This window comes from Actinomadura luzonensis, assembly GCF_022664455.2.
Taxonomy (GTDB): domain Bacteria; phylum Actinomycetota; class Actinomycetes; order Streptosporangiales; family Streptosporangiaceae; genus Nonomuraea; species Nonomuraea luzonensis.
This window is the reverse complement of sequence record NZ_JAKRKC020000002.1, coordinates 312,803-325,925: the sequence shown is the minus strand read 5'-3', so window position 1 is coordinate 325,925 and position 13,123 is coordinate 312,803. Positions and strand designations below refer to the sequence as shown.

The following is a 13,123-nucleotide window of genomic DNA, read 5'->3' as shown; positions in this document are numbered from 1 at the left end:
GGCTGTACCGCGTACGGCACAGCGGCCTGAGGAGTCGTCATGCCACGAGCCACCGAGGTTCCCCGTTACCTGATCACTCACGTCCACGTCGTGGCCGGCGACGGCACCGAGCTGCACGACGCCGACGTGGCGCTGGCCGGCGGCCGGATCACGGCTGTCACGGCCGGACGCGCCCGCCTGCGGGGCGCCCAGGTGATCGACGGCGGCGGCGAGACGCTGATCCCGGGACTGATCGACGCGCACCTGCACCTCGACTTCCTCCAGGCGCGCAACAACCCGCAGGCGGAATCGCAGCTCCAGCTCGTGCTGCGTCCCGCGCTGCGCGAGCTCCTGCGCCACGGGATCACCTCGATCCGCTGCATGGGCGATCCGCTCGGCCTCGTCGTGGAGCTGCGCGACCGGATCGCCGCCGGCGAGATCTCCGGCCCGCACCTGGTGGTGGCCGGGCCGGTGCTCACCGCTCCTGGCGGTCATCCGGCGGTCACCGTGGGCAAGGACAATCCCTGGCTGCGCCGGCGCATGGTGATCCAGCTCGACAGCGGCGACCAGGCACGTGACGCCGTCCGGGAGCTGCACGCCGCCGGCGTCGATGTCGTCAAGCTCGTCTACCAGGGAGGCAGGTACGGCCCGGACGGGATCGTGCTCGCCAAGCTACGGCCGGAGGTCATGCGGGCCGTCATCGACGAGGCGCACCGCCTCGGCCTGCCCGTCAGCGCTCACACCCATCACCAGGGCGATGTCGAGGAGCTGCTCGCGGCCGGCGTCGACGCCCTGGAACACGGGGTGCTCGAGGAAGACCTCGTGGGCCAGGACGTGCTCCGGAGGTGGGCGGAGTCCGGTGCCTGGCTGATCCCGACCCTGTACATCACCACCCTGATGCGCGACTGGGCGGGACGCCTCCACACCGGTCACGCGAGCCGGAACCTCCGCCTCGCGCAGCAGGCCGGCGTCCGCGTCGCCGCGGGGACCGACAGCATGGTCGGGGCGCTGCCGGCGAGCACGCTGCACGAGGAACTGCGTCTCATGGCCGCCGCCGGGATCCCTCCCGCCGACCTCCTTCCCATGGTCACCAGGAACGCGGCCCAGTGCCTCCGGTCGGCCGGCCGCGGTGTCGTCGCCGAAGGCAACATCGCCGACGTCGTGCTGCTCGGCTCCGACCCCCTGGACCGCATCGAGAACGTCGGCGACATCGACCGCGTGTTCTCCGGAGGGCGTCTGGCGCACCACTACGTGCCTCCCGCTCCTCCCCGGCTGAACGCGTACCGGCCGGCCGGACCGGCGATCCTCACCTATGCCGACGACACGGGGACCACCACCGCCGGACCTGCCGTCGTCACCTACGACACCACGTGCTTCTCCTCCCTGGGGCTCCGGCGCATCACCTACGCCGACCCCGCCACCGGCCGGGTGCTGCGCACCGAGACCGTCGTCTCCGAGCCCGACCTCACGACCACGGCCTGGACCTGCGACGTCCCCGATGAGGCCACCCGGCTGACCGCCGAACGCAAGGGACGGCATGTCACCCTGTCCGGCCGGTTCGGCGGCGCCGAGGTGTCCAGGAGTTACCCGCTGCGCGGCCGGCCGTGGATGCAGTCGTTCCTCTTCGATCCCGCCACGTTCGTCACCACCGCCGCGAGCCGGTTGTGCTTCCTGTCCATCGGCACCGCGGGACCTGGCGCGCTCGCGATGACGGAGTTCGAGCTGACCAGGACCGGCAGGCAGGCGCTCGACGAAGCCGGCGGCCGGCCGTGTGCCGGGACACGGCTGGTCATACCCCAGTTCCGTCGCTTCTGGGCGGCCTTGAGCTGGTACGACGTCACCGACGGCACCCTGGTCCTGCACCACGTGGAAGGCCAGGAGGCAGCGGCGATGCGGCTGCGCCCGCCGCGTGGCTGTTCTGTCCCATGAGGTTGGGCACGGGCGAGTTCAGTTGCGGGCGGGCGACGCGGCCCGGGCGACCTGCACCTGCGCGGCCTCGTCCGGTCGCCGCCCGGCCTGGGCGTGCTGCTGCTCGGCGAACCGGGCCAGCGCCTCCACGCTGGTCAGGAACTGCGCGGGGAACACGATCGTGGAGTTGCGCTCGACGGCGATCTCGCCCAGCACCTGCAGGTTGCGCAGTTGCAGGGCGATCGGGTGGGCCGCGATCACGTCGGCGGCCTCGGCCAGCCGCCCGGCCGACAGCGCCTCCCCCTCCGCCGCGATGATCTTCGCGCGCTTCTCCCGCTCGGCCTCGGCCTGGCGGGCCATCGCCCGCTGCATCGACTGAGGCAGCTCGATGTCCTTCAGCTCCACCAGGTGCACGAAGACACCCCACTGCTGGGTGATCTTGTCAAGGATGTCCTTGATGGACTCGTTCAGCGTCTCGGTGTCGGTGAGCACGGTGTCCAGCAGCGAACGGCCGACGACGTTCCTGACCGTCGTCTGGGCGATCTGGCTGACCGCGGCGACCACGTTCTCGATCTCGACGATCGACTTCACCGGGTCCACCCGCCGGAAGTAGGCCACCGCCGCCACTCCGATGGACACGTTGTCGCGGGTGATGACCTGCTGGGACGGCACCGGCAGGGTGACCGTGCGCATGCTGATCTTCCGCATCCGGTCGACCAGCGGGATCATGAACCGCAGCCCTGGCTCGCGCACGTCACGCACCTGGCCGAGCCGGAACACGACGCCACGCTCGTACTGCCGCACGATGGCGATTCCGAGATTGGGCACGACCGTCGCCCCCTTCGTTGGGCTTCCCTTCATCCTCGGCCCACGCCCCGTCCCGGACCAGAGGCGAACGTCCCGCCCGCCCAGGGCGGATGCCCCGCGCGCGTGCGCACGGGGGCCTTTCGGCCCGCCCGCGAAGACTTTCTGCCCTCCTCCCGTACCACCCGGCGCGTGAAGCTGGAGTCAGGCCGGCGGGAAGGGGGCGCCATGATCAGGAGGATTCTGCTCGCCGTCGACGACTCGCCGACGGCGCTGAAGGCGGCCCGGCTGGCCGTCGCCCTCGCCGCCGCCACGCGGGCGGAGCTGCGGGTGCTGCACGCGGTCGAGGACCACGTGCTGACGGACGCCGTCGGCAGGGTCTCCACCGCTCGCGACGTCGCCCGCCGCAGGGAGGTCTCGGCCGAGAACGTGCTGCGGGTGGTGTCCGAGCTCGCCCGCGACGCGGGCGTCACGGCCCGGACCACGCTCAGAGGCGGCGGACCGGTCGAATGCGTGCTGGCGGAGGCCCGGTCCTGGGAGGCGGACCTCGTGGTCGTCGGCATCCCGGACGACGCGCGCCCCGGTGCGGCGGCCGCCGTCATCGAGTTCGCCGACCAGCCGGTCCTGGTGGTCCCCGGTCGTAGGCCGCCGGGCGGCCCGAGCGGGTGAGGGGAGGTCCGTCATGGCACGACTGCGGGAGTTCGCCGGCCGGTTCCGCCCGGCGGGAGTGCCGGGCGCCGCGGCACCGGCGGGCGTGCCCGCCGATCTCCGCGCCGATCGGGAAGCCGAGCTCGAGCCCGTCTTCGCCGCGCTGGCGGAGACCGTGCGGGCCTGCTCGGACCTGCGTGAGCAGGCGGCCGCGGACGCTCGCGAGACGGAACGGCGGGCGCGCGAGCGCTGCGGGTCCATCCTCGCCGACGCGCGATCCCGTACGGCCGCCGCCCGCGCCGACGCCTCCGCGCTGGCCCGAGGCCGGACGATCGCCGAGAACCAGGCCCTGCTGGACCAGGCGCGGCATACCGCCCAGACCATCCGCGAACGTGCCCGAACCCGGCTGCCGCACCTCGTCGAGCAGGTGCTCGACCGGATCCGCGCGCTGGGGGCCGGGCCGTGAGCGGGGCCTGGGTCGCGGGCGCGACCAGGGCGAGGGCTCTGGTGCGGCGCCGGCTGGGCGAGGCCGGGGCCCGGCGGCTCGCGCGGGCCGAGAGCTTCGAGGCCGCCGTCGCCACCTTGTCCACCGGTCCCTACGGTCACGACGTCCGGCCCGGCCTGGACCCCGCGCAGGCCCAGCACGCCGTGGCGGCCACGCTGCTGTGGCACACGCGGGTGCTGGCCGGATGGGTGCCCCGTCAGGGGGCGGACGTGCTGCGGCTGCTGGCCCGCTGGTTCGAGATCGCCAACGTCGACGCCCTGCTCGGCGGCGCGGAAGCGCCGTTCGACCTGGGGGCGCTCGGCACGTCGTGGTCCCGGTTGAGCCGTGCCGCCACTCCGCAGGCGCTCCGCGCGGCGCTCGCCTCCTCCGCCTGGGGCGATCCCGGCGGGGACGGTCCGCGGGACGTCCAGCTCGGCATGCGCCTGTCCTGGGCGGCGCGGGTGGCGGACACGCTCGACCCGGCGGCGCCGTGGGCGGCCGGGGCGGCGGCGCTGCTCGTGGCCAGGGAACGCTTCCTGGAGCGGCGTGAGCTGAACCCGCAGGCGTCAGCCCGTGCCGCGGGGCTGCTCGGAGCCGGGGCAGCGGCTGCGCCGTCGCTTCAGGACCTGGCCGCCGGCCTGCCCGTGGCGGCGTCCTGGGCGCTCGAAGGGCTGGACGGGCCGGATGAGCTCTGGCGCGGCGAGGTCCGCTGCTGGCAGCGCATCGATCGCGACGGCCGGGCCCTGCTGGCCGGATCGGGGTTCCGGCTCGAACCGGTCGTCGGCGCGCTGGCCGTGCTGGCCGCCGACGCCTGGCGGACGCGGGCCGCGCTGGCCCGTCTCGCGCGCGGAGCGGATGATGACGATGCGCCGGCATGAGGCGAGGGCCGGGTGGCGTCCGGTGCGGATGTCGCGGGTGGCCGTGGCGGCGCCGCGCTCCCGCATGCGGCAGGTGCTCGCCCAGGTGGGCGACGCCGGATGCGTGGAGTTCGAGGGCGGCCTGGATCTGGACGGGTACGCGGAGGCGGCGGTGGTCCGTGACGGGGTGGCGGCGCTGCCCGGTTGGACGCCGCAGCCGGCCGTGGCCGTGCTGGCGGAGCGGCTGGCCCCGCTGGGCGGCGTGGTGGTGCCGCTGCCGCGCCCGCGCGGCGTGGAGCCGCCGTCGCTGCTGCGCTCCGGCGGGCTGCGCGGGTCGATCAATCCGCTGGTGGAGACGTACGGGGCGGTGCCGTACGCGGACGTCGATCCCGCTCCCTCGGCCATGGCCGTGTACGTGCTGATGTTCGGCATGATGTTCGGCGACGCCGGGCACGGGCTGCTGCTGCTCGCTCTGGCGGGGCTGCTGCTGTCGGGCCGGTGGCCGCGTCTGCGCCGGATGTGGCCGTTCGCGGCGGGGGCGGGGTTGACCAGTGTGGTGTTCGGGCTGCTGTACGGCGAGTTCTTCGGCCCCACCGGGCTGGTGCCGGTGCTCTGGCTGGAGCCGCTGGCCGAGCCGATCCCGCTGCTGCTGGCCGCGCTCGGCGCCGGCGGCGTGCTGCTCGGCGGAGCGTACCTGCTGGGCAGCGTCAACCGGTGGCGCGAGGGCGGCTGGCCGCTGGCGCTGTACGCCCGCTCGGGCATCGCGGGCGCGGCCGCGTTCCTCGGCCTCGGCCTGGCCGCGGGCGGCTGGTTCCTCGGCGTGGCACCGCTGCTGACCACCGGGGCCGTGCTGGCGGTGGCCGGGCTCGGGCTGGCTTTCGCGGGGTTCCTGGCCGAGGGCGGCGGGGTCACGCAGGCGGTGATGGAGCTGTTCGACGTGATCGTCAGCCTCGGCTCGAACGTGGCGTCGTTCGCCCGGCTGGCCGCCTTCGGGCTCACGCACGCCGCCATCGGCGCGATCGTGTGGGAGGGCACCGCCGGGCTGTGGCCCTCCCCGGCTGCCGTCGTGGTGTTCCTGCTGGGCAACACGGTCGCCTTCGCCCTGGAGGGCCTGGTCGTCGCCATCCAGGCGCTGCGCCTGGAGTACTACGAGCTGTTCTCGCGCGTCTTCCGAGCCGAGGGGCGGCCGTTCCGTCCCTGGCACGTCCCGTTGGAGGGATCGGCATGTCCGTCTGGTTCAGGCGAGGCGTCCTCGCCGTCTCCTCTGTCCTCGTCCTGCTCGCCGTCACGCTCCTGATCATGGCGCTGACCGGCACGGCGGCCGGCGCCGATGCCGCCGCGCAGCCCGCCGGGGCGAACTGGGCCGCGCTGCTGGGCGCCGCCATCGCGGTGGCGGGCTCGTGCGTCGGGGCCGGCGTGGCGGTCGCCTACACCGGCGCCGCCGCGCTGGCGGCGCTGAGCGAGCGGCCGGAGCTGTTCGGCCGCGCCATCGTCATCGTCGGCCTGGCCGAGGGCATCGCCATCTACGGGCTGGTCATCGGGATCATCCTGATCGGCAGGGCGTGATGCGCCGGATCGCGCCGCCCGACGCGTGGACCGGAGCGGGGGCGGGGGCAGGCGGACGAAGGCCGGACGCGAGGGCGGGGGCGGGCGGATGAACGCCGGACGCGACGGCGGAGCCGGGGGCGTGACCGAGGCGATCGCGCCGCTGCGGGCGGAGCTCCTGCGCGCGGCCCGCCAGGAGGCGGCGCAGGTGCGGTCGCGGACGGAGGAGCAGGCCGCCGGGCGCGTCGCCGCCGCCCGGCGGGAGGCCGGCGAGCTCCTGGCGGCCGCCCGCGCGGAGGGCCTGGCGCAGGCCGCCGCCGAGGACAAGGCGGAGCGCGTCAAGGCCGAACGCGAGGCGCGCCGGCTGGTGCTGGCCGCGCAAGGGGACGCGCTGGAGGAGCTGCGGTCGCGTGCCGCCGCGGCGGCACGCGTCCTGCGCGACGATCAGGCGCTGCTGCAGCGGCTCCGCCGCCTGGTGCGCGACCGGCTCGGCGAGGACGGGACCGTGCGCGAGCACCCCGACGGCGGGTTCGTCGGGCAGGCGCCGGGCCGCCGCGTCGACGCCGGCCTGCCCACGCTGGCCGGCCAGGCGATCGACGAGCTGGGGGCGGAGGTGGAACGGCTGTGGCGGCAGTGACGCGGGTCAACGGGCCGCTGGTCGAGGTGGACGGCCTCGACGGGGCCGCCATGTTCGAACTGGTGGACGTCGGCGGTGTTCCCGGCGAGATCGTGGCACTGGCCGGCGAGCACGCGACCGTCCAGGCCTACGAGTACACCGGCGGGCTCCGGCCCGGCGCCCGCGTCGCGTCGTTGGGCGCCCCGTTGTCGGCCAGGCTGGGCCCGCACCTGCTGGGCGGGATCTTCGACGGCCTGCTGCGCCCGCTCGACGGGACAGGCATGTGGCTGGAGCCGTCGCTTCTGCGGACGTCCGAGCGGCGGCTGTGGCCCTTCCGGCCGTCGGTGCCGGAGGGCACGCCCGTCGCCCCGGGCACGCCGATCGGCGCCGTGTCGGGCGCGGGCACGCTCCCCTACCTCGTCCGGTCTCCGGGCGGCACGGTCACGGCCGTCCGCCCCGAGGGCCGCTACGCGGCGGACGCGCCCGTGGCGACCGTGGGCGGCCGGGACGTCACCATGGAATGGCTCTGGCCGGTGCGCCGCGGGCTGCCGTACCGGGACAGGCTGGACGAGCAGGTTCCGCTCATCACCGGGCAACGGGTCATCGACCTGCTGCTCCCGGTGCGGCGGGGCGGGACCGTGGCGGTGCCCGGCGGGTTCGGCACCGGCAAGACCGTGCTGCTGCAGCAGATCGCCAAGTGGTGCGACGCCGACGTGGTGGTCTACATCGGCTGCGGCGAGCGCGGCAACGAGATGGCCGACGTGCTAGCCGAGCTGCGTGAGCTGGCCGACCCGCGTACCGGGGGGCGGCTGCTGGACCGCACCGTCGTGATCGCCAACACCTCCAACATGCCGATGATGGCCCGCGAGGCGAGCGTCTACACCGGGGTGACCGTGGCCGAGCACTTCCGCGACATGGGCTACGACGCCGTCGTGATCGCCGACTCGACCTCCCGCTGGGCCGAGGCGCGCCGCGAGTTCGCCTCCCGCGGCGGCGCGCTACCGGCCGAGGAGGGGTACCCGGCCGACCTGGCGTCGGCCATCGCCGCCTTCTACGAACGGGCCGGCCTGGTCACCACGCTCGGCGGCAGGCCCGGCTCCGTGACGATCATCGGCGCGGTCTCACCACCGGGCGGCGACCTGACCGAGCCGGTCACCACGCACACCCAGCGCTTCGTGCGGGCGGTGTGGAGCCTCGACCGCGACCTCGCCTACGCCCGCCACTACCCGGCCGTGTCGTGGAGCGGCTCGTTCTCACGGGACGCCGCCGCGCTGGCCGCCTGGCACGCCAGGAACGGCAGGCGGGACTGGGTGGTGGCGCGGACCAGGGTGGCGGGCCTGCTCGCGGAGGCGGACCGGCTCTCCGCGCTGGCCGAGCTGGTCGGCACCGCCACCTTCCCCGCCCGCGAGCGCGTCGTGCTGCTGGCCGGGCGGCTGCTGCGTGAGGGTCTTCTCCAGCAGAGCGCGCTCAGCGCGGCCGACGCCTACTGCGCGCCGGAGCGCACGAGCCGCCTGGCCGGTCTCATCCTCGGCGCCGTCGACGACTGTCTCCGGCTGACCGAGCGGGGCACGCCCGCCGGCGAGGTCGAGACCCGCGACTTCTCCGACGTCCTGCGCGCCAAGGAGCGGCCATGATCGAGCTCGAGTACACCGCGATCAGCGAGCTGCGCGGCCCGCTGGCCGTGGTCAGCGGCGTCTCCGGCGTCGGCTGGGACGAGTCCGCGACGATCCGGCTGCCGTCCGGCGAGACCCGGCACGGCCTGGTGTTGGAGGTGGACCGCGATCTCGCGCTGGTGCAGGTGCTGGAGGGCACCTCGGGCATGTCCAGGGACGGTACCCGGGTCGGCTTCGCCGGCTCTCCCCTGCGCGTGCCGGTCGGCGCGGGCTGGCTGGGCCGGGTCTGCGACGGCCGCGGCGCGCCGCTGGACGGCGGCCCGCCCGTCTTCGGCACCGCCGCCGCTCCCGCGGGCGGCTTCCCGCTCAACCCGACCTGGCGGGTACCGCCCGCCGAGCCCGTGCTGACCGGGGTGTCGGCCGTCGACCTGCTGACCACGCTCGTCCGCGGCCAGAAGATCGCGCTGTTCTCGGCGCCGGGCCTGCCGCACCTGGAGCTGGCGGCGCAGATCGCCGCGCAGTCACACGTCGGCGGCGAGCCGTTCAGCGTCGTGTTCGCCGCGATGGGGCTCACCCACGCCGACGCCGCCGCGGTGCGGGACGCGCTGGAGCTGCGCTCGGCCGCCGGCGAGCTGGTGCTGCTGCTCAACCTCGCCGACGACCCGGTCATCGAACGGGTGCTGACGCCCCGGATCGCGCTGACCGTGGCCGAGCATCTCGCCTTCGAGCTGGGCCGGCACGTCCTGGTCGTGATGGCCGACATGACCAGCTACTGCGAGGCGCTGCGCGAGGTGTCTGCCGCCCGCGGCGAGATCCCCGCCCGCCGCGCCTACCCCGGCTACCTCTACAGCGACCTCGCCTCCCTGTACGAGCGGTGCGGCCGGGTACGGGGCCGGCCCGGATCGCTGACGCTGCTGCCGGTGCTGACCATGCCGGCCGGGGACATCACCCATCCGGTCCCCGACCTCAGCGGCTACATCACCGAAGGGCAGATCGTGCTGTCCCCCGCCATCCCGGTCTACCCCCCGATCGATCCGCTGGCCTCGCTCTCCCGGCTCATGCGCGGCGGAGTGGGCGCGGGCCGCACCGAGCCCGAGCACATGGACCTCGCCGCGCAGACGCTCGCCGCGCTGGCCCGCGCCCGGCAGGCCGGCGAACTGGCCGAGCTGGTGGGTGCCGGCGCGCTCAGCGCCACCGACCGCTGCTACCTCGACCTCGCCCGCGCCTTCACCGAGGACCTGCTCCGCCAGCCCGGCGACGAGGCGAGAACACTGGAGCAGACGTTCGAGCGGGCCTGGCGCGTCCTGTCCGTGCTGCCGCGGCGCGAGCTGTCCATGCTGGACCCCGGCGTCCTGGAGGCCCGCTACAGGGAGGCCGCATGAAGCTGCACGTGCCCTCCGGCCGCGCCGGACGGCTGTGGCTGCGGCACCGCCTGGCCACCGCCGCACGCGGCATCGACCTGCTGGACCGCAAGCTCCGGATCCTGCGCCAGGAGCAGCAGCGGCTGCGGCTGCTCAACGAGCGGACCGGACGCGAGTGGAACGCCGCCCTCGCCGAAGCCGAGACCTGGGCCCTCAGAGCGGCCGCCCTCGCCGGGGAGCGCGCGCTCCCGCACGCCCCACCGGCCGAGATCACCGTGGAGTGGGCCGAGGTGATGGGCGCCGCCTTCCCCGAACGCGTGCACTGCCGCTTCCCCGACCCGTCCGGCCTGCTGCCGCTCAGCGCCGCGGTCACCCCCGCGCGGCTCGCCTGCCGCGCCGCCGTCGAGGCGGGGGCCAGGCACGCCGCGGCACGTGAGGCGCTCCGCGTCGTGACCGCCGAGACCGCCACCACGACCACCCGGATCAGAGCGCTCCGGGAACGGTGGACGCCCGCGCTGCGGCGCGCCCTCACCGACCTCGACCTGGCGCTCGACGAAGGCGAGCGGGCGGCGGCGGTGCAGGCCCGGCGCCGCGTCGCGACCACGTCCGCCAGGGCCGCGAAGCCCACGGCGGACGGGCTGCGTCCCCCCGTGTCGTGATCGGCCGGGCACAGGAGCACGGGCGTGGCGACGGCGGGGCCGGCCCGCCCCGCCTGGAATCGGGGGCCCTTCGGCGCCGGGCGTCAGGCCGAACGGCCCTGCGGCTCCCGTGCGCGGCCCTGATGTGGTGGACGCACCGGCACGACGGCGAGGACACGCGCTGCGGGCCGGGACAGCAAGATCCGCCGCACGTCGAGCTGTAAGGGAGGGGCACCGTGAACGAGGAACGCCTGCCCCGCATCATCCAGGGCGGCATGGGCGTGGCCGTCTCCGACTGGCGCCTCGCCCGGACCGTCTCCCGCCTGGGCCAGCTCGGCACGGTCTCGGGCACGGCCGTCGACCTGGTCTGCGCCCGCCGGCTGCAGCTCGGCGACCCGGGCGGCCACCTGCGGCGCGCGCTGGCGCGCTTCCCCATCCCCGAGATGGCGGATCAGGTCGTCCGCACCTTCTACGTGCCCGGCGGCAAGCGGCCGGGCACGCCGTTCCGGCCGGTGCCGCGCTACTCGCTGCGGCCGGGCCGCGCCCTGGTCGCGCTGACCATCGTGGCCAACTTCGCCGAGGTGTACCTGGCCAAGGAGGGACACGACGGGCGCGTCGGCGTCAACTACCTGCGCAAGATCGAGCTGCCGATCCCGTTCGCCTGCTACGGCGCGCTGCTGGCCGGGGCCGACCACATCCTGATGGGCGCGGGCAACCCGGCCGAGCTGCCCGCCCTGCTCGACCGGCTCGCCGCGCACCGGCCGGTGGCGCTGCCGGTCCGCGTGCAGGGGGCGACCTCCGCCGACGGCGACACGTGCGTCGAGTTCGACCCGGCGGCCCTGTGGGACCGGCCGCCGGCGCTGCGCCGGCCCCGGTTCGAGGCGATCGTGGCCTCGGTCGATCTGGCCGCCGCGCTGGCCGCCGACCCCGCGTCCCGGCCGGACGGCTTCGTGGTGGAGGGGCCGCCGGCGGGCGGGCACAACGCGCCCCCGCGCGGCCCGCGCCACCTGGACGCCTCCGGCCAGCCCGTCTACGGCGAACGGGACGTGGTCGAGCCGGCGGAGATGGCGGCGATCGGGCTGCCGTTCTGGATGGCCGGCGGGTACGGCGGCCCGGACGGGCTGGCCGCGGCGCTCGCCGGGGGCGCGGCCGGGATCCAGGCGGGCACCGCGTTCGCGTTCTGCGCCGAGTCCGGCATGGCGGCGCCGCTCAAGCAGGCCGTGCTGGGCCGGGTGGCGCGCGAGGGCGCGCGGGTGCGCACCGACGCACGGGTCTCGCCGACCGGGTTCCCGTTCAAGGTGGTCGACCTGGAGGGCACCGTGTCGCGCGAGGACGTGTACGCCGACCGGCCCCGGCTGTGCGACCTGGGCGTGCTGCGCTCGCCGTACCGCAAGCCGGACGGCACGGTCGGCTACCGCTGCCCGGCCGAGCCGGTCGAGGTCTACCAGCAGCGGCGCGGCGGCCGCGTCCAGAACACCGAGGGCCGCCGCTGCCTGTGCAACGCGCTGCTGGCCACCGCCGGCTACGCCCAGGAACGCCCCGGCGGCTACGCCGAGCCCGCGATCGTGACCTGCGGCACCGACCTGACCGCCGTCCGCCACCTGTCCGCCGCTCACCCCGCCGGCTACACCGCCGCCGACGTCGTGGCCTACCTCCTGGGCTGAGCCTCGCGCCGTGACCACATCACCGGGCGGCCCGGCTGATCGGCGGCCGGTCCGTGACCTTCGCCTCTGCCGCCGCCGCCCGCCGTGTCCGACGCTGGGCTCAGGAGCACAATCGGGGAAGAAGATGATGCGCCATGCTCCCGATCCGTCCCCTCATCGCCGGCGCGGCCCTGGCCGCGGCGGTGACCGTCCCGGTGGCCCTGCCCGCGCAGGCCGCCCAGCTGGCCCGGGTGCCCACGCTGATCGGCGTGCGCGCCGCGCACCAGCCGGGCTTCGACCGGCTCGTGTTCGAGTTCCGCGGCGGCCTCCCGCGGTGGACGCAGACCAGCTACGTCGACCGGGTCGTCGACCAGGCGACCGGCCGAACCGTCGGCCTCGTCGGCGACGCGCTGCTGCGGGTCCGGTTCGAGGCGGCCGACGCCGGCGCCGGCACGGCCCGCACCACGTACCCGCTGCCGGGCCTCATCCAGGTCGCCGGCGCCACGCCGTACAACTCGACGCTCACCTACGGCGTCGGGCTGGCCAGGCGGACACCGTACCGGGTCCACAAGCTGACCCGGCCCAGCCGGGTCGTGGTCGACATCACCACGCCCTACCGGACCGTCCCGGTGCGCGACCACTTCCTCAACACGGCCAACTACAACGCCGGCCGCCTGCCGTACACCACGGCCGTGCAACGGCCGGCCGTCCCGCCGGCCACCGCCTACGGCGCGCTGCAGCGCCTGTTCGCCGGCCCCACACCGGCCGAGAAGGCGCAGGGGCTGCGCTTCGTCAGCTCCAAGGCGACCGGCTTCAGCAGGCTGACCGTGCAGAAGGGGATCGCCAGGGTCTACCTGACCGGCCCCGTCACCGGCGCCGGCTCCACCTTCACGATCGCCGACGAGATCATGCCGACGCTCAAGCAGTTCCCGTCCGTCACGTGGGTGAAGATCTACGACGCGGGCGGGCACACGCAGTACCCGTACGGCCCGTCCGACTCCGTCCCGAACAGCCTGGAGCCGTGACC

13 protein-coding genes are annotated in these 13,123 nt (G+C 75.3%); 12 read left to right on the top strand and 1 reads right to left on the bottom strand.

Translation table 11 applies throughout. The annotated features are described in order from the left end of the window. Positions 1 to 39 precede the first annotated feature (39 nt). Positions 40 to 1,908, top strand: a complete 1,869-nt coding sequence (locus MF672_RS31710; RefSeq protein WP_242378092.1) for an amidohydrolase family protein — start codon at positions 40 to 42, stop codon at positions 1,906 to 1,908. An 18-nt stretch (positions 1,909 to 1,926) separates the two neighbouring features. Here the strand turns inward: MF672_RS31710 and MF672_RS31705 are convergent, their stop codons facing one another. Further along, positions 1,927 to 2,715, bottom strand: a complete 789-nt coding sequence (locus MF672_RS31705) for a slipin family protein (protein WP_242378090.1) — start codon at positions 2,713 to 2,715, stop codon at positions 1,927 to 1,929. A gap of 204 nt (positions 2,716 to 2,919) precedes the next feature. Here MF672_RS31705 and MF672_RS31700 point away from each other — a divergent pair, with 204 nt between their 5' ends. The 11 genes from MF672_RS31700 to MF672_RS31650 all read left to right on the top strand — a co-directional run bounded on the left by MF672_RS31700 (position 2,920) and on the right by MF672_RS31650 (position 13,121). After that, positions 2,920 to 3,360, top strand: coding sequence for a universal stress protein (locus MF672_RS31700; RefSeq protein ID WP_242378087.1), 441 nt, complete (start codon positions 2,920 to 2,922; stop codon positions 3,358 to 3,360). Between the two features lie 13 nt (positions 3,361 to 3,373). Next, on the top strand, positions 3,374 to 3,805 hold the full coding sequence (locus MF672_RS31695; protein WP_242378085.1) for a hypothetical protein: 432 nt from the start codon (positions 3,374 to 3,376) through the stop codon (positions 3,803 to 3,805). Beyond that, a complete protein-coding gene (locus MF672_RS31690) occupies positions 3,802 to 4,701 on the top strand; it encodes a V-type ATPase subunit (RefSeq protein WP_242378082.1) in 900 nt (299 codons plus the stop codon). The genes MF672_RS31695 and MF672_RS31690 overlap by 4 nt, the downstream gene beginning before the upstream one ends. Beyond that, the gene (locus MF672_RS31685) at positions 4,688 to 5,977 is read left to right on the top strand and encodes a V-type ATPase 116kDa subunit family protein (protein WP_242378080.1); all 1,290 of its coding nucleotides are present in this window, start codon (positions 4,688 to 4,690) and stop codon (positions 5,975 to 5,977) included. Before MF672_RS31690 ends, MF672_RS31685 begins: the two co-directional genes overlap by 14 nt. After that, complete coding sequence (locus MF672_RS31680) at positions 5,905 to 6,246, top strand: ATP synthase subunit C (RefSeq protein ID WP_242378078.1); 342 nt, start codon at positions 5,905 to 5,907, stop codon at positions 6,244 to 6,246. The genes MF672_RS31685 and MF672_RS31680 overlap by 73 nt, the downstream gene beginning before the upstream one ends. Before the next feature lie 88 nt (positions 6,247 to 6,334). Beyond that, positions 6,335 to 6,862, top strand: a complete 528-nt coding sequence (locus MF672_RS31675) for a hypothetical protein (RefSeq protein ID WP_247815511.1) — start codon at positions 6,335 to 6,337, stop codon at positions 6,860 to 6,862. Continuing rightward, positions 6,850 to 8,475, top strand: a complete 1,626-nt coding sequence (locus tag MF672_RS31670) for a V-type ATP synthase subunit A (RefSeq protein WP_242382111.1) — start codon at positions 6,850 to 6,852, stop codon at positions 8,473 to 8,475. The genes MF672_RS31675 and MF672_RS31670 overlap by 13 nt, the downstream gene beginning before the upstream one ends. Then, on the top strand, positions 8,472 to 9,836 hold the full coding sequence (locus MF672_RS31665) for a V-type ATP synthase subunit B (protein ID WP_242382110.1): 1,365 nt from the start codon (positions 8,472 to 8,474) through the stop codon (positions 9,834 to 9,836). Before MF672_RS31670 ends, MF672_RS31665 begins: the two co-directional genes overlap by 4 nt. Further along, positions 9,833 to 10,474 (top strand): V-type ATP synthase subunit D, encoded by a 642-nt coding sequence (locus tag MF672_RS31660; protein ID WP_242382109.1) that lies wholly within the window; start codon positions 9,833 to 9,835, stop codon positions 10,472 to 10,474. Before MF672_RS31665 ends, MF672_RS31660 begins: the two co-directional genes overlap by 4 nt. 215 nt (positions 10,475 to 10,689) lie before the next feature. Next, complete coding sequence (locus MF672_RS31655; protein WP_242382108.1) at positions 10,690 to 12,117, top strand: nitronate monooxygenase; 1,428 nt, start codon at positions 10,690 to 10,692, stop codon at positions 12,115 to 12,117. 134 nt (positions 12,118 to 12,251) lie between these two features. Next, complete coding sequence (locus MF672_RS31650; protein WP_242382107.1) at positions 12,252 to 13,121, top strand: AMIN-like domain-containing (lipo)protein; 870 nt, start codon at positions 12,252 to 12,254, stop codon at positions 13,119 to 13,121. Positions 13,122 to 13,123 lie beyond the last annotated feature (2 nt).

Excerpts from the sequence above, each read along its gene's own strand:
- MF672_RS31710 (WP_242378092.1), top strand. The coding sequence starts at position 40 with ATGCCACGAGCCACCGAGGTTCCCCGTTACCTGATCACTCACGTCCAC.
- MF672_RS31700 (WP_242378087.1), top strand. The coding sequence starts at position 2,920 with ATGATCAGGAGGATTCTGCTCGCCGTCGACGACTCGCCGACGGCGCTG.
- MF672_RS31695 (WP_242378085.1), top strand. The coding sequence starts at position 3,374 with ATGGCACGACTGCGGGAGTTCGCCGGCCGGTTCCGCCCGGCGGGAGTG.
- MF672_RS31685 (WP_242378080.1), top strand. The coding sequence starts at position 4,688 with ATGCGCCGGCATGAGGCGAGGGCCGGGTGGCGTCCGGTGCGGATGTCG.
- MF672_RS31680 (WP_242378078.1), top strand. The coding sequence starts at position 5,905 with ATGTCCGTCTGGTTCAGGCGAGGCGTCCTCGCCGTCTCCTCTGTCCTC.
- MF672_RS31675 (WP_247815511.1), top strand. The coding sequence starts at position 6,335 with ATGAACGCCGGACGCGACGGCGGAGCCGGGGGCGTGACCGAGGCGATC.
- MF672_RS31665 (WP_242382110.1), top strand. The coding sequence starts at position 8,472 with ATGATCGAGCTCGAGTACACCGCGATCAGCGAGCTGCGCGGCCCGCTG.
- MF672_RS31660 (WP_242382109.1), top strand. The coding sequence starts at position 9,833 with ATGAAGCTGCACGTGCCCTCCGGCCGCGCCGGACGGCTGTGGCTGCGG.
- MF672_RS31650 (WP_242382107.1), top strand. The coding sequence starts at position 12,252 with ATGCTCCCGATCCGTCCCCTCATCGCCGGCGCGGCCCTGGCCGCGGCG.